Origin of the sequence: Kribbella sp. NPDC051718, from assembly GCF_040681515.1 — a bacterium.
Classification (GTDB): domain Bacteria; phylum Actinomycetota; class Actinomycetes; order Propionibacteriales; family Kribbellaceae; genus Kribbella.
The window spans coordinates 471441-492691 of record NZ_JBFAYZ010000006.1; the positions used below are offsets into that span (position 1 = coordinate 471441).

At 67.9% G+C, this 21251-nt stretch carries 20 protein-coding genes; 2 read left to right on the forward strand and 18 right to left on the reverse strand.

Going from position 1 to position 21251, the window contains the following annotated elements; all coding sequences use genetic code 11:
- Positions 1–3: 3 nt before the first annotated feature.
- The 14 genes from AB0M15_RS24815 to AB0M15_RS24880 all read right to left on the reverse strand — a co-directional run bounded on the left by AB0M15_RS24815 (position 4) and on the right by AB0M15_RS24880 (position 14079).
- A complete protein-coding gene (locus AB0M15_RS24815; protein WP_363823580.1) occupies positions 4–3324 on the reverse strand; it encodes an SNF2-related protein in 3321 nt (1106 codons plus the stop codon).
- Between the two features lie 15 nt (positions 3325–3339).
- Complete coding sequence (locus AB0M15_RS24820; protein WP_328326862.1) at positions 3340–3771, reverse strand: DUF2550 domain-containing protein; 432 nt, start codon at positions 3769–3771, stop codon at positions 3340–3342.
- Between the two features lie 92 nt (positions 3772–3863).
- Positions 3864–4268 carry a F0F1 ATP synthase subunit epsilon gene (locus tag AB0M15_RS24825; protein WP_363823582.1) on the reverse strand — a complete coding sequence of 135 codons (405 nt, stop codon included), beginning with the start codon at positions 4266–4268 and terminating at the stop codon, positions 3864–3866.
- 6 nt (positions 4269–4274) lie between these two features.
- Positions 4275–5729, reverse strand: a complete 1455-nt coding sequence (gene atpD / locus AB0M15_RS24830) for a F0F1 ATP synthase subunit beta (protein WP_363823585.1) — start codon at positions 5727–5729, stop codon at positions 4275–4277.
- A 5-nt stretch (positions 5730–5734) separates the two neighbouring features.
- Positions 5735–6646 carry a F0F1 ATP synthase subunit gamma gene (locus AB0M15_RS24835; RefSeq protein WP_328326868.1) on the reverse strand — a complete coding sequence of 304 codons (912 nt, stop codon included), beginning with the start codon at positions 6644–6646 and terminating at the stop codon, positions 5735–5737.
- A gap of 6 nt (positions 6647–6652) precedes the next feature.
- Positions 6653–8290, reverse strand: a complete 1638-nt coding sequence (gene atpA, locus AB0M15_RS24840) for a F0F1 ATP synthase subunit alpha (protein WP_363823589.1) — start codon at positions 8288–8290, stop codon at positions 6653–6655.
- Positions 8291–8380: 90 nt separating this feature from the next.
- Positions 8381–9178 (reverse strand): F0F1 ATP synthase subunit delta, encoded by a 798-nt coding sequence (locus tag AB0M15_RS24845; protein ID WP_363823592.1) that lies wholly within the window; start codon positions 9176–9178, stop codon positions 8381–8383.
- Positions 9178–9753 carry a F0F1 ATP synthase subunit B gene (locus tag AB0M15_RS24850; protein ID WP_363823595.1) on the reverse strand — a complete coding sequence of 192 codons (576 nt, stop codon included), beginning with the start codon at positions 9751–9753 and terminating at the stop codon, positions 9178–9180. The genes AB0M15_RS24845 and AB0M15_RS24850 overlap by 1 nt, the downstream gene beginning before the upstream one ends.
- 30 nt (positions 9754–9783) lie before the next feature.
- The gene (gene atpE / locus AB0M15_RS24855; protein WP_343964018.1) at positions 9784–10017 is read right to left on the reverse strand and encodes an ATP synthase F0 subunit C; all 234 of its coding nucleotides are present in this window, start codon (positions 10015–10017) and stop codon (positions 9784–9786) included.
- Positions 10018–10110: 93 nt separating this feature from the next.
- Positions 10111–10893, reverse strand: coding sequence for a F0F1 ATP synthase subunit A (gene atpB, locus AB0M15_RS24860; protein WP_363823598.1), 783 nt, complete (start codon positions 10891–10893; stop codon positions 10111–10113).
- 97 nt (positions 10894–10990) lie between these two features.
- Positions 10991–11206: a hypothetical protein gene (locus tag AB0M15_RS24865; protein WP_328326880.1), complete on the reverse strand. Its 216-nt coding sequence runs from the start codon at positions 11204–11206 to the stop codon at positions 10991–10993.
- A 126-nt stretch (positions 11207–11332) separates the two neighbouring features.
- Positions 11333–11797: a hypothetical protein gene (locus AB0M15_RS24870; RefSeq protein WP_363823602.1), complete on the reverse strand. Its 465-nt coding sequence runs from the start codon at positions 11795–11797 to the stop codon at positions 11333–11335.
- Between the two features lie 195 nt (positions 11798–11992).
- Positions 11993–13111 carry an MraY family glycosyltransferase gene (locus AB0M15_RS24875; RefSeq protein WP_363823607.1) on the reverse strand — a complete coding sequence of 373 codons (1119 nt, stop codon included), beginning with the start codon at positions 13109–13111 and terminating at the stop codon, positions 11993–11995.
- 149 nt (positions 13112–13260) lie between these two features.
- Positions 13261–14079, reverse strand: a complete 819-nt coding sequence (locus AB0M15_RS24880) for an L-threonylcarbamoyladenylate synthase (RefSeq protein ID WP_363823614.1) — start codon at positions 14077–14079, stop codon at positions 13261–13263.
- 119 nt (positions 14080–14198) lie between these two features.
- On the opposite strand from AB0M15_RS24880, the gene AB0M15_RS24885 reads away from it, so the two are divergent.
- A complete protein-coding gene (locus AB0M15_RS24885; protein ID WP_363823619.1) occupies positions 14199–15215 on the forward strand; it encodes an adenosine deaminase in 1017 nt (338 codons plus the stop codon).
- A gap of 204 nt (positions 15216–15419) precedes the next feature.
- A complete protein-coding gene (locus AB0M15_RS24890; RefSeq protein ID WP_363823625.1) occupies positions 15420–16355 on the forward strand; it encodes a hypothetical protein in 936 nt (311 codons plus the stop codon).
- On the opposite strand, the gene prmC is transcribed toward AB0M15_RS24890, so the two are convergent.
- The 4 genes from prmC to rho form a co-directional block, all read right to left on the reverse strand.
- A complete protein-coding gene (gene prmC, locus AB0M15_RS24895) occupies positions 16346–17185 on the reverse strand; it encodes a peptide chain release factor N(5)-glutamine methyltransferase (RefSeq protein ID WP_363823632.1) in 840 nt (279 codons plus the stop codon). The genes AB0M15_RS24890 and prmC overlap by 10 nt on opposite strands.
- Entirely contained in the window at positions 17182–18258 is a 1077-nt protein-coding gene (gene prfA / locus AB0M15_RS24900; RefSeq protein WP_363823636.1) for a peptide chain release factor 1, read from the reverse strand. Before prfA ends, prmC begins: the two co-directional genes overlap by 4 nt.
- A gap of 143 nt (positions 18259–18401) precedes the next feature.
- A complete protein-coding gene (rpmE, locus tag AB0M15_RS24905) occupies positions 18402–18608 on the reverse strand; it encodes a 50S ribosomal protein L31 (RefSeq protein ID WP_328326895.1) in 207 nt (68 codons plus the stop codon).
- Positions 18609–18751: 143 nt separating this feature from the next.
- On the reverse strand, positions 18752–20989 hold the full coding sequence (rho, locus tag AB0M15_RS24910) for a transcription termination factor Rho (RefSeq protein ID WP_363823649.1): 2238 nt from the start codon (positions 20987–20989) through the stop codon (positions 18752–18754).
- Positions 20990–21251 lie beyond the last annotated feature (262 nt).

Consider the following 21251-nt stretch of genomic DNA (forward strand, 5'->3'; position numbering starts at 1 on the left):
CGATCAACTGAACAGGCCGCGGATGTCGTCGGGGCTGAGCCCGGCGCCGAACGCGTTGCCCTCGTCCATCACGCTGGCGAACAGGGCCGCCTTGCGTTCCTTGAGCTCCATCACCTTCTGCTCGATGGTGTCCTTCGCGATCAGGCGGTAGACCATGACCGACTTGCGCTGGCCGATCCGGTGGATTCGGTCGACGGCCTGGGCTTCGGTGGCCGGGTTCCACCAGGGGTCCAGGAGGAAGCAGTAGTCGGCCTCGGTCAGGTTGAGGCCGACGCCGCCGGCTTTGAGGCTGATGAGGAACAGAGGTGCGGTGCCGTCTTTGAACTTCTTCAGGACCGCAGGGCGGTTGGTGGTGCTGCCGTCGAGGTAGCAGTACTCGATCCCCTCCGCGTCCAGCCGCTGCCGGATCAGGTCGAGGAAGCCCGTGAACTGGCTGAAGACCAGGGCACGGTGACCGCTGCCGATGATGTCGGGGAGCTGCTCGAGCAGGGCGTCGATCTTCGCGCTCGCCAGGTCGCTGTGCGCCTCGTCGACGAGGCCCGCGTGCAGACTCAGCTGCCGGAGCAGAGTCAGCGACCGGAAGATGGTGAATCGGTTCTTGTCGAAGTCGGCGACCAGGCCGAGCACCTTCTGGCGCTCGCGTTGCAGATGGGTCTGGTAGATCTTGCGGTGCCGGGGATGGAGGTCCACCTCGAGCAGCTGTTCCTGCTTGGCCGGTAGGTCCGCGGCCACCTGCTCCTTGGTCCGGCGCTTGACCAGCGGCTTGATCCGGCGACGCAACTGGGCCAGCCGCTCGGCGTCACCATCTTTCTCGATCGGGCGCACGTAGTACCGGTCGAAGTGGGTCGGGCTGGGGAACAGGCCGGGCGAGGTGATCGAGAGGAGCGTCCAGAGCTCCATCAGGTTGTTCTCCATCGGCGTACCGGTGATGGCCAGTTTGAACGGCGCGGGCACCCGGCGGCAGCACTGGTAGAGCTTCGACTGATGGTTCTTGGCGAACTGCGCCTCGTCGAGGACCAGCCCGGCCCACGAGCGGTCGGCGTACGCGTCGATGTCGAGGCGGAGCAGCGTGTACGACGTCACCACCACGTCCGCGTCGCCGATCGCCTCGTCGAGACTCTGGCCGCGACGGCGCAACGTATCGGCGACCGTCACCACCTTCAGGCTCGGCGCGAACCGCGCCGCCTCGGCCGGCCAGTTCGACACGACGCTGGTCGGCGCGACGATCAGGAACGGTCCGGGGCTCGCTGTTTCCTTGGCATGGGCGATCAAAGCCAACGTCTGCAGGGTTTTGCCGAGTCCCATGTCGTCGGCCAGGATGCCGCCCAGCCCGAACCTCCAGAGGAAGGCCAGCCAGCGGAACCCTTCCAATTGGTACGGCCGCAGCGTCGCCTCGATCGTCGCCGGAAGCGGGGTCGCGTCGGTCGTGTCCACGGAGCGCAGGGCAGCCAACTGTTGCTGCCAGCCCTCGGCCTGGTGCTCCACGACGCCAAGCCGCTCCAACTCGTCGAAGAAGCTGACCTGGTACCGGCTGATCCTGAGGTTGTCGCTGGGAATGTCGTGCAGCGCCTGCGCCTCGTCGATCAGCGCCCGCAACGCCTTCAGCTCTGGCTTCTGGAGGCTGAAATAGGCGCCGCTGGTCAGCAGCACCGACGACTTGCCGATCGCCAGCGCACGGAAGATGTTGACGAACGGAACCCGCTGTCCCTCGACCCTGATCGTGATCCCGAGATCGAGCCAGTCCATCTCACCCGCCTCGGCCGAGGTCGAGACCTCGATGGTCAGCGAGTCGCCGACCTCGCGATAGGTGGCCGGCGTACCGGTCACCTCGACGTCCACCTGCGGGTCCGCGACCAACTGGGGAAGCAGTTCGGTGCTGAACCGGACGGTGTCGAACTCCTGCAGGGCTTCAGGAAGCTGCTCCGGCTGCAGGTCGAGACCGGCGAGAATCTCGCGTTCCTGGTCCGGATCGCGATAGATCTCGGCGGGTCCGGAGACCGGGGCGACCGGCACCCGCAGTTGCGAGCCGTCGACCCGATAGAGCCAGCTCCATTGCAGATCCAGCGCATGATCAGGCCCGTACTCGGCCTGCAGACTCAGCTCCGGACCGGAGATCGCCGGCGGGCTGAACGAGTCGTCGGAGGAGATGACCGTGGCCAGCTGCCGGAGCTTCGGGTAGTACTCCGCGCGGAACCGTGCCCCGTCCGCCGCGGGGATCTGCAGCTCCTGCGCGGTCAGCGCCACTTGCTGAAGCTCGGGCGGTACGGGCTTGATGAACTTGGCCAGCCGGAACCGCAGCCCCTCGAGATCCGTGGACGGACCAAGATCCGACCGGTCGACCCAGACCAGCCCGTGCCCCTCGGCGCCGATGAACTCGACCGGCACCACGTCGGCCGGCGGCTCCTGCTGATCGCCGACGATGCGGGTGAGCGGCCGGACGACAAGCGCTCCGGACTCCTCCGTCGTGATGTCCAGACAGAACTCGGCGACTCCGTACGGATCGACATCCCCGGCGTTCTTCCTGCTGTGGACGAGGCGTACGCCGACGGCCAGCGCCTGGTCCAGCAGCGGCCAGAGCTGCCGGCTGTCGAAGGCCGACAGCTCGAGCGTCTTCTCGTCGCCGTGGCGGTGCGACCTGGACCTGCGCGAAGTGTAGGACGCGTAGAACTCCTGGAGCGCCTCCGAGTGTGCCCTGACCAGCTCGCCGTAGGGGTTGTCCAGCGTCGCCCAGGTCAGGTTGCCCCGGATCCAGCCGTTCTTGCCCCGCTTCATCACCCGGGCGAGGAGCACCGGCTCCCCCGCGCCGGACCGGCTCTTCGTCGAGTACGGCGCCGGTATCACCAGGGACAGCTCGATCGCGAGCGGCGCGGAGCCGGCTCGCTCGCGCAGGACGGGCGGCTCCTGGCCGACCAGGGAATCCAGCGACGCCTCCCACCCGGCCGACCGGCTTCCCGCCCGGCCCATGGGCACCGGCCCTGCCGTCGCCGCCGTAGCTGCCGTGGCTGCCTGCAGACCCGACTCATCCGATTCCGACGAGGACAGGATGGCTTTCAGGGCGACCGCCGCGACATGCTTGCAGTCGAGTCCGACCGGGCAACTGCACTCGCCGTCGAGATAGCTCGCCCGGCCGTCGTCGCCGATCGAGACGAAGACCGCGACCTCGTACAGGTTCTCCAGCTGTCCCCGGACCCGGCCGCGCAGCGCGTTCACCGACGGATCCCACCAGGTCGAGCGAACGGCCCCGCCCTGGGCATACCCGAGCCCCCGCGCATAGGCGGCCATCCCGACAGCGTCCTTCACCTCGACAGCACTGAGGCCATGCACGATCGGGGGCGGCACCTACAGGTAGGTCTGGGTGCTCGGGGGTGCGGATTCCATCCAGGCGAGGACGCCGGTGAGCGCTTCCTCGGTCATTGCGAAGTGGACGGTACGGTCGCGCAGCTCGGCGTCGACGATGACGTGGCCGGCGTAGGTGACCAGGGGCTCGTTGCCCATCGGGCGGCGGGTCGTCACGCCTTCGAGCTGGCGGCGGTTGACGGTGAGTTTCGGCCACCAGGCGAGGCTGAAGACCCGAAACCACTGCAGGTCGTCGCCGACGTAGCGGGCCAGTCCCAGCGCCCAGCCGCGGCCGTGGTCCTTCTCAGCGAGTTGCAGGCTGCAATCGAACGTGCCGCCGTCCCTGGACAACCAGCGACGACGGCACGCGAAAGCGATGATCAGCAGTACGGCAGCAAGGCAACAGACCCCGACCAATTCGAGGACTGTGCTCATAAGTTGCCAACCTCATTCCTGGCGCCCTCGCTGTGGTGGCGCCATCCCCGAACCGTACTGAATCCGTCTCTTTTCAATTATTGCAGGTGGGGTCAGGACGCCTTCTCGGCGGCCCTCACCCTGGCTTCGGCGAGCCGGACCTGCTCCTGCTCGTCCTCGCTGTCGGTCCCGGTGGCCTGGGCCTGCTCGAGCGCCCGCTTCGCCTCTTCCAGGTCGATGTCGTGCCCCATCTCGGCGTTCTCGGCCAGGATCGAGACCCGGTCGTGCGCCACCGAGATGAAGCCGTCCGGAGCGGCCGCGACGAAGTACTCGTCGTCGACCGTCCGCACCTGGACCGTACCGCCCTGCAGCAGACCCAGCAGCGGGGCATGGCCCGGGAGGATACCGACGTCGCCGTCGGTGGTACGGGCGATGACGATCTTCGCCTGTCCCCCCCAGACCACCCGCTCGGCCGCGACCAGCGCGACCTCGAGGTGCTTGCCGGCCTCGTCAGCCATCAGAGGTCAGAGCTCCTTCTGGAGCTCGGCCCAACGCCGCTCGACGTCGTCGAGCGAACCGACGTTGAAGAAGGCCTGCTCGGCGATGTGGTCGCACTCGCCCTCGGTGATCTTCTTGAACGACTCGATGGTGTCCTTCAGCGGCACCGTCGAACCCGGCGTGTTGGTGAACTTCTCCGCCATGTACGTGTTCTGCGAGAGGAACTGCTCGATCCGGCGCGCGCGGGCGACGGTGATCTTGTCCTCTTCGGAGAGCTCGTCGACACCCAGGATGGCGATGATGTCCTGCAGTTCCTTGTTCTTCTGCAGGATCTGCTTCACCCGGACGGCCACGTCGTAGTGCTCCTGGCCGATGTACTGCGGGTCGAGGATCCGCGACGTGGAGGTCAGCGGGTCGACGGCCGGGTACAGACCACGCGACGCGATGTCACGCGACAGCTCGGTGGTCGCGTCCAGGTGCGCGAAGGTGGTGGCCGGCGCCGGGTCGGTGTAGTCGTCGGCGGGTACGTAGATCGCCTGCATCGAGGTGATCGAGTGACCGCGGGTCGACGTGATCCGCTCCTGCAGGATGCCCATCTCGTCGGCGAGGTTCGGCTGGTAACCAACGGCCGACGGCATCCGGCCGAGCAGCGTGGAGACCTCGGAACCGGCCTGGGTGAAGCGGAAGATGTTGTCGATGAAGAGCAGTACGTCCTGCTCCTTCACGTCGCGGAAGTACTCCGCCATCGTCAGCGCGGACAGCGCGACGCGCAGCCGGGTGCCCGGCGGCTCGTCCATCTGGCCGAAGACGAGCGCGGTGTCCTTGAAGACGCCCGCGTCCTCCATCTCACCGATCAGGTCGTTGCCCTCACGGGTGCGCTCACCGACGCCGGCGAACACCGAGGTGCCACCGAAGTTGTGCGCGATCCGGTAGATCATCTCCTGGATCATGACGGTCTTGCCGACGCCCGCACCGCCGAACAGGCCGATCTTGCCGCCCTGGACGTACGGGGTGAGCAGGTCCAGCACCTTGATGCCGGTCTCCAGCATCTCGGTCTTGGACTCGAGCTGGTCGAAGGCCGGCGCCTTGCGGTGGATCGGCCAGCGCTCGGTGATCTCGAACTCGGACTCGTCCTGGTTCAGGCACTTGCCGGTCACGGACCACACGCGGCCCTTGGTGACGTCGCCGACCGGGACAGAAATTGCAGAGCCGGTGTCGCGCACCTCGGCGCCGCGGACCAGGCCGTCGGTGGGCTTCATCGAGATCGCCCGGACGATGTTGTCGCCGACGTGCAGCGCGACCTCGAGGGTGATCGTGGCGGTGACGTCGTTCAAGGTGATGTCCACCTCGAGCGCGTTGTAGATGTCGGGCATCGCGTCCGCGGGGAACTCGATGTCGACGACCGGGCCGATGACCCGGGCGACGCGGCCGACGGCACCTGCCGCGCCGCTGTTGTCCTTCTCGGTAACCGTGGCAGTCATCTCTCTCACTCGCTCCCGGCGTTGGCGTCGGCCAGCGCGTTGGCGCCACCGACGATCTCGCTGATTTCCTGGGTAATGGCCGACTGCCGCACCTGGTTGTACTCGCGGGTCAGTCGTTCGATCAGATCCTGCGCGTTGTCCGTGGCGGACTTCATCGCGCGCTGCCGGCTGGCCAGCTCGGACGCCGCCGCCTGCAGCATGCAGAAGTGGATCCGGCTCGCGACGTACTTCGGCAGCAGCCCGTCCAGCACGTCCTCGGCGGACGGCTCGAACTCGTACAGCGGCAGTACGTCCTCGGCGGCCGGTGCCTCCTCGCCCTCGACGACCTCCAGCGGCAGCAGCCGGATGACGTCCGGCTTCTGCGTCAGCATCGAGACGAACCGGGTGAAGACGATGTGGATCTCGTCCACGCCGCCCTCCTCGGTGGGCTTGAGGAAGGCCTCGATCAACGCGTCGGCGATCTCCCGTGCCCGGGCGAACGACGGCGCGTCGGAGTCGCCACTCCACGACTGCGCGACCTCGCGCTGCCGGAAGGTGTAGTAGGCGATCCCCTTGCGCCCGCTCAGGAACGGGACGATCTCCTTCTCGGACTCCCGGAGCAGCTGGTTCAGCCGCTCGCCCTCCCGGATGACCGAGGAGGAGTACGCGCCGGCCTGGCCGCGGTCGGAGGTGATCAGGAGAACCGCGGCCCGCTTGGGGTTCGGCTTCTCGGTGGTCAGCGGGTGGTCGACGTTCGAGAACGTCGCCACCGCCGACACCGCTCGGGTGAGCTCACGCGCGTACGGACCGGCCGCCTTGGCGCGTTGCTGCGCCTTGACGATCCGGGATGCAGCGATCAGCTCCATCGCACGGGTGAGCTTCTTGATCGTCGAGACGGAGGCTCGCCGATCCTTCAGCTCACGTTGGGTTGCGGGCATGGACGATCAGCCCCGCTTCTGCTTGGTGATCTGCTCCTGCTCGACGTCCTCGGAGTCCATCGCCGCCGTCTCTTCCTTGCCGACCAGCAGCTGGCCGTCGGAGGTCTGGAAGGTCGGCTTGAACTTCTTCAGCGCGTCGGTGACCGCGTCGGCCGAGTCGTCCTCGAACTTGCCCGACTCGCGGACGGCGTCGAGCACGTTGCTCTCCCGGCGCAGGAAGTCCAGGAACTCACGCTCGAACCGGAGCACGTCGTTGACCGGGACGTCGTCGAACTTGCCGGTGGTACCGGCCCAGATCGAGACGGTCTGGTCCTCGACCGGGTACGGCGAGTACTGCGGCTGACGGAGCAGCTCGACCAGCCGCTGACCGCGGTCCAGCTGGCGGCGCGAGGTGGCGTCGAGGTCGGAGGCGAACATCGCGAACGCCTCCATCGCGCGGAACTGCGCGAGGTCCAGCTTCAGCGAGCCGGAGACCTTCTTCATGCCCTTGACCTGCGCGGCGCCGCCGACCCGGGACACCGAGATGCCGACGTCGATGGCGGGGCGGATGTTCGCGTTGAACAGGTCCGACTGGAGGAAGATCTGGCCGTCGGTGATGGAGATGACGTTGGTCGGGATGAAGGCCGAGACGTCGTTGGCCTTGGTCTCGATCACCGGCAGACCGGTCATCGAGCCCGCGCCGAGCGCGTCGCTCAGCTTCGCGCAACGCTCGAGCAGCCGGCTGTGCAGGTAGAAGACGTCACCCGGGTACGCCTCACGGCCCGGCGGGCGGCGGAGCAGCAGCGACATCGAGCGGTACGCCTCGGCCTGCTTGGTCAGGTCGTCGAAGACGATCAGGACGTGCTTGCCCTGGTACATCCAGTGCTGGCCGATGGCCGAACCGGTGTACGGCGCGACGTACTTGAAGCCGGCCGCGTCGGACGCCGGGGAGGCGACGATGGTGGTGTACTCCATCGCGCCGGCCTCTTCGAGCGCGCCGCGGACGGCGGCGATCGTCGAGCCCTTCTGGCCGATCGCCACGTAGATGCAGCGGACCTGCTTCTTCGGGTCGCCGGACTCCCAGTTGGCCTTCTGGTTGATGATCGTGTCGATCGCGATCGCGGTCTTGCCGGTCTTGCGGTCGCCGATGATCAGCTGACGCTGGCCGCGGCCGATCGGGATCATCCCGTCGATCGCCTTGATGCCGGTCTGCATCGGCTCGCGGACCTCCTGGCGGTCCATCACGCCGGCCGCCTGCAGCTCCAGCGCGCGGGTGCCCTCGAGGCCGGTGATCTCACCGAGGCCGTCGATCGGCTTGCCCAGCGGGTCGACGACGCGACCCAGGTAGCCCTCACCGACCGGCACGGACAGGACCTGGCCGGTCCGGCGGACCTGCTGGCCCTCTTCGATACCGCCGAAGTCGCCGAGCACGACGACACCGATGCTGCGGACGTCCAGGTTCAGCGCGATGCCCTGGGTGCCGTCCTCGAAGACGAGCAGCTCGTTCGTCATCGCCGAGGGCAGGCCCTCGACGTGCGCGATGCCGTCACCCGCGTCGATCACGGTGCCGACCTCTTCGCGGGCAGCCTCGTCCGGCTCGTAGTTTTGGACGAACTGATCCAGGGCGTCCCGGATCTCCTCCGGCCTGATCGTGAGCTCAGCCATTTTGTTTCCGTCCCTGCTTCCTTGACCAAGGTTGGCCTGGTGAAGGCTCTAGAGGCTTGCTGACCACTAGCGCCGAATATGTCGTTAGGGTCAGCCCGCGATGCGCCGTTGCGCCTCGTCGAGCCGGGCCGCGATGGTTCCGTCGATCACTTCGTCACCGATGTCCACCCGGACGCCGCCGACGACGTTCGGGTCGACGATCACGTTCAGCTGGATGTCGCGGCCGTACTGCCGGCCGAGCACCGTCGCGAGCCTGGTGCGGTCCGCCTCGGACAGGTCCGCGGCGACCCGCACGGTCGCGATGCTGGCGCTGCGCCGGGCGGCGGCAGCGACCTGGTACGACCGCATCGAACCCGCGAAGTTGCGGCCCCGGCCGTCCACCGCGCGCTCTGCCAGCCGCACGGTCACGTCGGTCGCCTTGCCCTGCAGCAGCCCGTGCAGCAGCTCCTGCCGGGTCGCCACCGGGATGTTGCGGTCGCTCAGCTTGTCGGCCAGCGCCCGCTCGGCGGTGACGATCCGGTCGAGCCGGAACAGCTCGTCCTCGACGTCGTCCAGCTTGCCCTGGCCGTCGGCGTAGGCCACGTCGGCCTGCACGCTCAGCTCGTCGAGCGAGTCGCCGAGGTCACGCCCGCTGACCCAGCGGCCGGACACCGCGGCGGTCAGGATCTCCAGCGCCTGGGCGGAGATCTTGCCGCCGAGCAACTGCTGGGCCAGACCGGTCCGGGTCGCCGACGGGCGGGCCGGGTCGGTCAGGGCCCGCCGGAGCGAGCCGTTGCCGTCGAGCAGCTTGGCCACCGAGAACAGTTCGGCGCCGAGGCCTTCGGTGACGGTGACACCCGCCAGGGCCTCCTGGGCCTTGGCGAGTGACTCCCTCGATGTGCCGCGCATCAGCCGTCCGTTCCGACGGCCTGCCGGGCCGACTCCGAGGCTTCCAGATCGGCCAGGAAGCGCTCGACGGTCCGGCGCTGACGCGCCTCGTCCTCGAGCGACTCACCGACGATCCGGCCCGCCAGCGTGGTCGCCATGGTGCCGACCTCGCTGCGCAGCGAGGCCACGGCCTGGGCCCGCTCGGCGTCGATCTGGGTGCGGGCGTGCGTCACGATGCGCTCGGCCTCGGCGTTGGCCTGCTCGCGCATCTCCGCGATGATCAGCGCACCCTGCTCACGCGCGTCCTCACGGATCTTCGCAGCTTCCTGCCGGGCTTCCGACAGCTGCGCGTTGTACTTGTCGAGTGCCGCCTTCGCCTCGGTCTGGGCCCGCTTGGCCTCTTCCATGCCGCCTTCGATCGCCGCGGTCCGGTCGGCGTAAGCCTTTTCGAACCGCGGGACTACGAACTTGGCGAAGGCGATGGCCAGCAGGATCAGGAAGACGAAGCCGAAGATGATCTCAGCCACGTGCGGCAGCAGCGGGCTGGGGGTCTCCTCAGCGGCCGCTTCTGTCAGCGGGAGAAGTGTCGTCAGCATGTCTCAGTCCTGTCAGTCAGGGGTGGAAGATCAGGCGCCGGTCTTGCCCTTGAAGACGAAGGCGAGCGCGATACCGATGATCGCCAGAACCTCGGTGACGCCGAAGCCGATCCACGCGATCGACTGCAGCTTGCTCTGTGCCTCGGGCTGACGCGCGGTGCCGTTGATGACCGCGGCGAAGATCAGACCGACGCCCACGCCCGGGCCGATCGCGGCGAGGCCGTAGCCGAGGACGGCGATGTCACCGGTGATTGCGAGAGCCATGTTGCTCACCATTGCGGTGTTTCCTTTCGGTACGGATAGGGACTATCCGGGTTTCCGTTACGACGGGTCTGGGTTACAGCGGGGTGGTACGGATCAGTGTTCGTCGGAGATCGCGCTACCGATGTACTGCGCGGTCAGTACGACGAAGATGTAGGCCTGGATGCACTGGACGAACAGCTCCAGGCCGCCGATCGCCAGCGCCATCAACCAGGTGATGATGCCGACGCCGCCGATCGCGATGCTGCCGGAGTGCAGCACCATGTACTCGCCACCGGTGACGAAGACCAGCAGCAGGATGTGGCCGGCGAACATGTTGGCGAACAACCGCAGGCTCAGCGAGATCGGCCGGACCAGGATGTTCGAGATGAACTCGATCGGGATCATCAGCGGCATCAGCCAGACCGGCACGCCGGCCGGCATCGTCTGGTGCTTGAAGTAGCCCCACAGGCCCTTCTTCTTGATGCCGACGAAGTTGTAGATGACCCAGCTCATGATCGCGGCCACGTACGCCCAGCCGATGTGGCTGAAGGTCGGGAACTGGATCAGCGGGATCGTCGCCGCCACGTTGTTCAGCAGGATGAAGTAGAACAGGCCGCACAGGTACGGCACGTACTTCATGTACTCCTGGCTGCCGATCGCGTCGCGAGCCATCGAGTTGCGGACGAAGTTGTAACCCAACTCCCCGGCGAACTGCAGCTTGGACGGCACGATGGCGGCCTTGCGGGACGCACCCCAGTAGAACCAGATGATCACCACCACCGACAGCGCGGCGACCAGGACCGGCTTGGTGAACCAGTCGACGCCGTCGATGATCGGCGGGGTGTCGAAGCTTTGTGGACCGGGTGGGATGAACTCGGTCGGAACGCCGGCGCTCACCGGGTCTCCTCTCGCGTCGTGCTCAAGTCGTTCGCCATAGGGCTAAGGGCAGGGCGGCTCAGGGCAAGGCGGTCAACTACGTCAGACCCGGTAGGGCTCAGGACCGCTGCCGGTACCGGAAGTTCAACAACATGATCGTCAGGCCGGCACCGAGCACGATGCCCACCGGAAGCAGAAACTTGGTGCCCAGCCAGCGATCCAACCCGAAGCCGATGCCCCCGTAGACGAGGACCCCGCCGATCAAGTAGGACAGGACCCGCCAGCCATCGCCTGATGTGTTCGGCGTCGGCTTCGGATCCTCGTTCTGGCTCATTGGCACCCGAAAGGTACCAGCCCGCGACACGCCGGGTCACATCGGCCTGAGCGGGGTGTCCAGTGCCATTCGACACACCTTCGATAACGGCTTGGAAACGGCTATCCCAGGCGTCACCCAGGGTGCTCACGGGTTCACCTCGTGGTCGAGGTCGTAGATCGGCACCCGCAGCCGCGACCAGGACCAGATCTCGCCGGCCATCCAGCCCATCACGACCACCATCGCGGTGATCCCGAGGGCGGTCAGGTTGACGTTGCGGGCCAGTGAGTCGGAGTTGATCGCGAGGGCGAGCAGGCCGCCGAAGATCGCGATCCGGCCGGTGTAGGAGGCCATCGCGACACCGAGCTGCATGGTCGGGCTGGTGTGCCGCGCGGCGTGCAGCGCGAGCAGGCCGGCGCCGGAGAAGACCAGCACGATCAGCAGACCGAGCAGTGCCCCCCACAGACCCTTGGACCCGGCGGCTACGGTCGCGACGGCGGCTGCGTTCACGCCGACGACCACTGCGGCGACCGCCGCGCCGCGCAACATCGCGAGAGCCGGGTGCTTTGTCGCTTGGCCGGCTTCTTTGGGGCTACTTACCTGGGGAGCCATCTGGTGGTTCCGTCCTGCTGGCGACCGGGATTCTTGCCCTCGGTCGTCTGGTGGGCGGGGTCAGGGGTGAAGCTGTGAATTGCTGGTGCTTGTGAAAACTAGCACAAAGTCTTCACGGTCGGCAAAACAAGCGTCCCTGCCGCTGTACACGAACACCTTATCGGTAGGCCACGAAGCCCACTGGTCTGGTCTTGCTCAGACCTTGGAAAGCGCCCGCCCGGACCGCCTCGGCAGTCCCGTTGTGAGGAGGATCGCGGTGACCGTCACAGCCAGCACCAGCAGGGTGGTCCACCACTTCAGCTGCAGGCCGAGGACCACCACGCCGAAGGCGATCAGGAAGGTCCACAGGTACATCAGCAGGACCGCGCGGCGATGCGAGTGACCGCGCTGCATGAGGCGGTGATGGAGGTGCAACTTGTCCGCCGCGAAGGGCGAACGGCCGGCCTTGGTACGCCGGATGTAGGCCAGCGTCAGGTCGAGCGCCGGGATCGCCAGGACCGCGATCGGGAGGATCAGCGGGAGCAGCGCCGGCAGCAGGCTGGAGCCGCCGACCTCGTACGGGACGGCGTTCGGGTCCATCTGGCCGGTCAGGCTGATCGTCGACGCGGCCAGCATCAGACCGATCAGCAAGGCACCTGAGTCACCCATGAAAACTCTTGCTGGGAAGAAGTTGTGCGGCAGGAAGCCCAGACAGGCGCCGGCCAGCGCGACCGTGATCAGGGTCGAGGTGGTGGCGCGGTCGAGGTTCTGCTCGACGTTCAGCAGGTACGAGTAGGTGAAGAAGGCGGCCGCGCCGATCGCGGTGACGCCGGCGGCCAGACCGTCCAGTCCGTCGACGAAGTTCACCGCGTTGGTGGAGACGAGCAGGATGCCGGCGGTCAGCACGGCGAGCTGCGCGGGTGGCGGCGAGAAGATGCCGCCTGGTAGCGGGAGCCAGTACAGCTGGATGCCCTGGACGACCATCACGCCGACCGCCAGCACCTCGCCGGCCAGCTTGGTGATCGCGTCCAGTTCGTACAGGTCGTCGACGACGCCGACGGCGCAGATCACCACGCCGCCGATCAGGATCGCCCGGGCGTCGTGCGCGACCTGCAGGCTGTCGCCGAGGAAGGGCAGGCTGGAGGCGACCGCGAAGCCGGCGATCAGGCCGCCGAGGATCGAGATGCCGCCGAAGTACGGGATCGGGACCTTGTGCACGTCCCGGGTCCGGACCTTGGCCACCGCGCCGTAGCGCAACGCGATCTGCCGGGCCACACCGGTCAGCAGGAAGGTCGTGGCCATCGCCACGAACAGGACCAGCAGATACTCACGCACAGCTCATGACTCCTGATCCCACGCCGTAGCGAGCAGGTGCTCGGCGCGGTAGCTCGGCGTGCGGGGGCGGAGGGTTAGATGCGGAGCATCTTGCCCTTTGCACCCGTGCGGCGAGGTGCCGTGCCGAGTGCCGCGCAGTAGGCGTGGGGTCAGGAGTCATGGGCTTGGTCCGCAGGCCTCACATCAGCAGCTTTGTCGTCCTCGGGCTTGTCTTCGGTCTTCTCGTTGGACGCCTCGACCGGTACTTCGGTTGGCTCGTCCTGCGGCTTCTCGTCCTGCGGCATCTCGTCCTGGACGGTTTCGTCGGCGGGCTTCTCGTCGGGCTCGAGGTCGGTGGTGGCCTCGGGGACGACGTCGCGGATCTGCTGGACGGACAGGGCGCCGACCCGGACGATGTGGGGCGCGTCGCCGGTCAGGTCGACGATCGTCGATGGCTGGCCGCCGGTTACGGCGCCGCCGTCGAGGTAGACCGCGACCGAGTCGAGCAACTGCGCCTCGGCGTCGTACACGTCCAGCGCCGCCGGCTGCCCACTCAGGTTTGCCGAGCTCACCGCGAGCGGTCCTGTGCGAGACAACAGCTCACGCGTGTTCTCGTGGTCGGGCACGCGCAGCGCGACGGTCCCCTGGGTCTCCCCCAGGTCCCACATCAGCGACCCCTGCGCATGGCAGATCACCGTCAGCGGCCCCGGCCAGAACTTTTCGCACAGCTTCCGCCCGGCCTCCGGTACGTCGGTGGCCAACGCGTCCAGCGACTCGACCACCGAGATCAGCACCGGCGGCGGCATGTCGCGGCCGCGACCCTTGGCGTCCAGCAGCCGTTGCACGGCGTCAGCCTTGAAGGCGTCGGCCGCGATCCCGTAGACGGTGTCGGTCGGCAGGACGACCAGGTCGCCCGCCTCGATCGCGTCCACGGCCGCACGGTAGGCCGGGGCCAACTCGTCACCGGTGAAGTCAAAGCGCTCGCTCACGGAGTGAATCGTGCCACTCCGGTGGCTACACGCCCCAATCGGGTTCGCCCCGCGCACTCCTGACAATCATCTGTCAGCTTCCCGGCAGGTACCCGCACGGCATGCATAAGATCCCCGCCATGACTGTGACACGCGACTTTCTCGCCGGCCTGCCGAAGGCCGAGCTGCATGTCCACCACGTCGGCTCCGCCTCCCCGCGGATCGTCGCCGCGCTCGCCGCCCGGCATCCGAACTCGGCGGTCCCGGCCGACGCCGCCGCGCTCGCGGAGTACTTCGTCTTCACCGACTTCGCCAAGTTCATCGAGATCTACCTGTCCGTGGTCGACCTGATCACCACGCCGGAGGACGTCCGGCTGCTCACCTACGAGGTGGCCCGCGAGATGGCCGGCCAGAACATCCGGTACTCCGAGCTGACCGTCACGCCGTACTCGTCGGTCAAGCGCGGGATGGCCGCCGAGGCGTTCTGCGAGGCGATCGAGGACGCCAGAACCGCCGCGGAGAAGGAGTTCGGCGTCGTGCTGCGCTGGATCTTCGACATCCCCGGCGAGTCCGGTCTGGAGGCGGCCGCGGAGACGCTGCGGATCGCCACCGAGGTCCGCCCCGACGGCCTGGTCGGCTTCGGGCTCGGTGGCCCTGAGATCGGCGTACCGCGACCGCAGTTCGCCCCGTACTTCGATGCCGCCCGCGCCGCCGGTCTGCACAGCGTGCCGCACGCTGGCGAGTCGACCGGCCCGGAGACCATCTGGGACGCCCTGCGCGTACTGAAGGCCGAGCGGATCGGTCACGGAACCTCTGCCCTGCAGGACCCGGCCCTGGTCGACTACCTGGGCGAGCACCGGATCCCCCTGGAGGTCAGCCCGACCTCCAACCTCGCCACCCGGGTCGTCGCCTCCTACGACGAGCACCCGCTGCGCGGCATGGTCGACGCCGGCCTGGTCGTCACGATCAACTCCGACGACCCACCCATGTTCGGCACCGACCTGGTCAACGAGTACGCCGTCGCCGCCGACCTGCTCAACCTCGACAACCAAGGCGCCGCCGACCTGGCCCGCACCGCCGTCCAGGTCTCCTTCGCCGACGACACCACCAAGGCAGCGCTACTCACCGAGATCGACGAGTACGCAGCCAAGGCGTAGACCCCCGGTGGCCCCATCGCGCGGCCAGTCCCGCAGTGTGACTGCGTGACTACCCATCTAGTCGCTCGACCAGCTGTCCGTCCGGCTGGACGGACAGCTGGTCGAGGTCGGGCCGCTACGCCAGCAGGCACCGCTTGCTGTGGCTGTCGACCCCTGGGGGTTCGTCGGCGGGCAGGGGTTGGTGGGGCGTGGTTGGGTGGTGGGGTGCGTAGGTCGGGTGTGGTGCTGGCGAGTCTGCTGCTGGTGATGGCGGCGGGCTGTAGCGACAGCAAGAGCGATGCGGAGTCTGGGCCGGTGCTGAAGCCGGTACCCAAGGCGTCCAGCTCGGTGCCTGCTCCGCCGGCTGATGGGGAGCTTCCTCGGGGTGGGCGGGTGATCTTCCCGAAGTACCAACTGGTCGGGTACGTCGGGTTGCCGGGGTCGCCCGCGTTGGGGCCTTTGGACAAGGACCTGGACGCGAAGGCGGACAAGCTGGAGAAGCTTGCCAAGTCGTACGCCGTCGGTCGTACTCCCCTGCCGGTGCTCGAGCTGATCGTCGTCGTCGCGAGCGGCGGGCCGGGCAAGGATCGCAAGTACCGCAACCGGCTGTCCGACGAGAAGATCGCGAACTACCTGAAGGTCGCGCGCGAGCACAAGATGCTGCTGTTGCTGGACATCCAGCCCGGCCGGGCGAAGATCCTCGACGAGGTGAAGCGGCAGGAGCGCTGGCTGAAGGAACCCGACGTCGGCCTCGCCTTCGACCCGGAGTGGGCGGTCGGGCCGGGCCAGGTGCCGGGGCGGGTCTTCGGGCATACCAGTGGTGCCGAGCTGGACAGCATCGCGAAGTACCTGTCCGGGCTGGTCGAACAGAACGACCTGCCGGAGAAGGTGTTCGTCTTCCACCAGTTGTCGGCGCGGATCGTCAGCAACGAGAAGGCTTTGAAGCAGCACCCGGGCGTGGTCACGATCAAGTCGGTCGACGGAATCGGCAACCGCAAGGACAAGGAGTCCACCTGGCGCAAGCTGACCCCGAAGATGGCGGCCGGCGTGCACGCGGGGTTCAAGCTCTTCTACCAGGAGGACACCCGGCACGGCCCGCTGATGACGCCGGCCCAGGTGATGGCGCTCAAACCCCGCCCGGAGTTCGTCGTCTACGAGTGAACTCTGCGTCCGGTGGCGAAGCGGTGCCTGCCTGCTAGGTCGAGCTGGTCGCGTACCTCCGTGAACAGCCCCGTAGCAGCAAAGACGGCCGGCGCGGATTCACCCTGTACGTCGGCATGCTCGCACCCGAACCAGCCACCGGGCTTCAGCAGCCGGCCGGCCGACGCGGCGACGACCTTGATCTCGTCGAGCCCGTCGTCGCCCGACCAGAGCGCCAGCGCGGGGTCGTGGTCGCGCACCTCGGCGGTGACGGATTCCCAAGCAGTCAAAGGGATGTACGGTGGGTTGGAGATCACGGCGTCGACCTGACCGTCCAACTCCGGCAGGCAGCCGTCGATGTCGCCCTCATGCAAGGTGGCCCCGGTCCCGGCCAGGTTGCGCCGGGCCCAGACGCATGCCTCGGGCGACAGCTCTACCGCATGCACAGTGCTGTCAGGGCGCTCGGTGGCGACGGCTCCGGCTATCGCACCCGAGCCGCTGCAGAGGTCGACCACCAGTGGGTTCTCGACGTCGGCGATGCGGTCGAGGATCCAGCCGACGAGCACCTCGGTCTCAGGGCGCGGTACGAACACCCCTGGTCCTACGGCGAGGTCGCGGTAGCGGAAGGCCGCAGTACCGGTCAGGTGTTGCAGTGGCTCGCGCTGGGCGCGACGGGCGAGCAGGGCCGCGTACTGCGCCTCCTGGTCGGCCGTGGGCTTCACCAGCCCCAACTGCATCCGCCGTACGCCGGTGACGTGGGCGAGCAGCTCTGCCGCGTCGTAGTCGGGGGACGCGACCCCTGCGTCGGCCAGCTGGGCAGTGGCCTCGGCAAGCAGCGTACGGACGCTCACTTGCTCTCGACGGCCTCTAGACGAGCGGTGAGGTCCGCATCGGTCAATGCCTGGATCACTGGGGCGAGCTCGCCGTTGAGGACCTGGTCCAGGTTGTGCGCCTTGTAGCCGACCCGGTGGTCGGAGAAGCGGTTCTCCGGGAAGTTGTACGTGCGGACGCGCTCGGAGCGGTCGACCGTACGGATCTGCGACCGGCGGGCGTCGGACGCCTCCTGGTCGGCCGCCTCCTGCGCAGCGGCGAGCAGCCGGGACCGTAGTACGCGCATGGCCTGCTCGCGGTTCTGCAGCTGGGACTTCTCGTTCTGCATGGAGACGACGATGCCGGTCGGCAAATGGGTGATCCGGACCGCCGAGTCGGTCGTGTTGACGCTCTGGCCGCCGGGACCGGACGACCGGAACACGTCGATCCGCAGGTCGTTCTGGTCGATCTCGACGTCGACGTCCTCGGCCTCGGGCAGCACCAGGACACCGGCGGCGCTGGTGTGGATCCGGCCTTGCGACTCGGTCACCGGGACGCGCTGCACCCGGTGCACGCCACCCTCGAACTTCAGCTTCGCGTACGGCGCTTCGCCGGGCTCGGGCGTGCCCTTCGCCTTCACCGCGACGGTGATCGACTTGTACCCGCCGAGGTCGGACTCGGCCGAGTCGAGCACCTCGGTCTTCCAGTTCTGCGACTCGGCGTACTTCAGGTACATCTTCAGCAGGTCGCCGGCGAACAGGGCCGACTCGTCGCCGCCCTCCCCCGCCTTGATCTCGAGGATCGCGTCCTTGTCGTCACTCGGGTCGCGCGGCACCAGCAGCACCTGCAGCTTCTCGGCCAGCTCGTCACGCCGGTGCTCGAGCTTGGTCGCCTCCTCGGCGAAACTCGCGTCCTCGTGAGCCAGCTCCTTGGCGGCCTCGATGTCGTCAGCCGTCTGGAGCCACTCCGCGTACGTCCGCACGACCGGCGCCAAAGCGGCGTACCGCTTGCCCACCTGCCGCGCGACCGCCTGGTCGGAGTGCAGCTCAGGATCCGACATCCGCCGTTCCAGCTCGGCGTACTCCGCCTTCAGCGATTGCACAGCCTCGAACATGCCGGAGTCCCTTCGGATAAAACACTAGCCCCACGCAAGGGGGTGCGGGTGGCGAAGCCCCCGCCCGCGGCGAAGCCGCACAACACACGAAAGCGAGGTGGCCTGCGCTGTCCGCAGGCACACCTCGCCCAGAGCTTTCGCAGCTACTTCTTCGCGTACCGCTTCTCGAAGCGGGCGACGCGGCCACCGGTGTCGAGAATCTTCTGCTTGCCGGTGTAGAACGGGTGGCACTGCGAGCAGACCTCGGAGCGGATGGTGCCGCTCTCGGCCGTCGAGTGGGTCTCGAACGATGCGCCACAGGTGCAGGTCACCTTGGTCAGCACGTAGTTCGGGTGGATGTCGCTCTTCATGGATCTCCTCGAGTCAAAGGCAGCCCGGGTCGTCCGCTTGGTGCGAACGTGAACCGGAACCAACAGACAAGTTTGCCATCTAGGGGCCCAACCTGACGAATCGCCCCGGTATTCCGGGGCGATTCGTCAGCGTGTTGCTACTTCTAGTTACCGTTGTCCGTCGTGTGACCGTTGCCGGCCGACGGAGTGGTCTTGTTGACCTGAAGCAGGAACTCGATGTTCGACTTGCTCTCCTTGAGCTTGCCGATCAGCAGTTCCAGCGCCGCCTGGCCGTCGAGAGCTGACAGCACCCGGCGGAGCTTCCAGACGACCTGGGTCTCGTCCTTGCTCATCAGCAGTTCCTCGCGGCGGGTACCGGAGGCGACCACGTCGATGGCCGGGAAGATCCGGCGGTCGGCGAACTCGCGGCGCAGCCGCAGCTCCATGTTGCCGGTGCCCTTGAACTCCTCGAAGATGACCTCGTCCATCTTGGAGCCGGTCTCGATCAGCGCCGTCGCCAGGATGGTCAGCGAGCCGCCGTCCTCGATGTTGCGGGCCGCGCCGAAGAACCGCTTCGGCGGGTAGAGCGCCGACGAGTCGACACCACCGGACAGGATCCGGCCGCTGGCCGGGGCCGCGATGTTGTACGCCCGGCCCAGGCGGGTGATCGAGTCCAGCAGCACGACGACGTCGTGGCCGAGCTCGACGAGCCGCTTGGCCCGCTCGATCGCCAGCTCGGCGACCGTGGTGTGGTCGTCGGCCGGCCGGTCGAAGGTCGAGGCGATGACCTCACCCTTGACCGTGCGCTGCATGTCGGTGACCTCTTCGGGCCGCTCGTCCACCAGCACGACCATCAGGTGTACTTCGGGGTTGTTCGTGGTGATCGCGTTGGCGAGCGCCTGCAGCACCATCGTCTTGCCGGCCTTCGGCGGCGAGACGATCAGGCCGCGCTGGCCCTTGCCGATCGGGCTGACGATGTCGACGATCCGGGTGGTCAGGATGTTCGGCTCGGTCTCGAGCCGGAGCCGCTCGGTCGCGTACAGCGGGGTCAGCTTGTTGAAGTCCTGACGCTGCTTGGCGACCTCGGGGTCCGACCCGTTGACGGTGTCGATCCGGACCAGCGGGTTGAACTTCTCCTTGCGCTCGCCGTCCGACGGCTGCTTCACCGCGCCGGTGATCGCGTCACCCTTGCGCAGGCCGTAGCGCTTCACCATCGACAGCGCGACGTACACGTCGTTCGGGCCGGGCAGGTAGCCGCTGGTCCGGACGAAGGCGTAGTTGTCGAGCACGTCGAGGATGCCGGCCGCGGGGACGAGCACGTCGTCCTCGTTGATGGTCGGCTCCGGCTCGAAGCGGTCGTTGCGGCCGCGGTTGCGCTGGTTGTCCCGGCCACCGCGGTCGTTGCGGTCGTTGGTCGGGCGGTCCGTGGTGACCCGGTCACGATCGCGGCCCCGGCGGCGACGGCGACGGCCCTCGCCCTCCTCGCCCCGGTCGTTCTGGTTCTGCCGGTCGCGGTTGTTGTCGCGGCCACCGTCCCGGTTGGCGTCGCGATCGGTGCGCTGACCGTCGCGGTTGCCGTCCCGCTGACCCTCGCCACGGCTCTGCTGACCGTCACGGGCCTGGCCATCGCGGGCCTGACCTTCACGGCTCTCGCGGGTCTGGCCGTCACGGCCGTCCCGCGCCTGGCTGTCGCGCTGGTTGTCCCGCGCGTTGTCCCGGCTGTCGCGGGCCTGAGCGTCACGGCTCTGACCATCGCGGGCCTGACCGTCGCGCTGGTTGTCCCGCGCGTTGTCGCGGCCACGGCCGCGGTCGCCGCGGCTCTCGCTGCGGTCAGTACTCTGCTCGACCGACGGGCTGTCGACCGGCTCACGAGTCTTCTCCGGCGCCTGGACGGCCTCGGCCGCCGCTGCACCGCTCCGCGCCGTCACCGGGGCCGACTCGGCCGGCCGGTCGGTCGCACGGTCGGCGCCGCTGGTGGCGGCACCGTTCTGCTCAGTCGTCTCCGAGCCACTCTGGGTGGCGGCGGCGCGCGTCCGGCGGCTGCCGGCTCGCTGCGGTGCGTCCTGAGCGGGAGCCTCGGCCTTCACCTCGGCCGTCTTGGTCCTGGCCTTGGTGGCCACCGGCTCCGCGGCCTCGTCCAGGGTCGGCTGACTCGACCGCGAGCGAGAGCCCCCGGAGCCGATACTCGCCTGGTTGGCCTTGATCGCCTCGATCAGCTGGCCCTTGCGCAGCGCGCCGGTGCCCTTGATGCCGAGCGTCCCGGCGAGCTGCTTGAGCTCGGGGAGCAGCATGCCTTCGAGGCCGCCTCCGGCCTTGCGGCGCCGCGTTCCGGCGGTAGCCGTCGCGTCGGTGCCCGGGGCCGAGGTACCGGCTCCGCTGGAGGCTTCAACAGTTTCTGTCACGTGAGGTCCTTCCCACACGGATGGACGATGTCCTGAGAGGCTCATCGCCCGGAATCATCTCCCGCGACCGACGAAACGGCGACGCGGGGTAACAAGGAGGCGGCTCTCGCTGAATCTGGGTTCCCCCGGAAATCTCCGGCGCAGGCGGCGCAAGTTCTTCTCTGGGAGATCGCCACCTACACCTGGGGTGCCGGGAACAAAGCCCGATGCGGCGAGAGTTCGCCGATCACCTGGAGGGGATCGGGTGATCCGAGACTAGCAC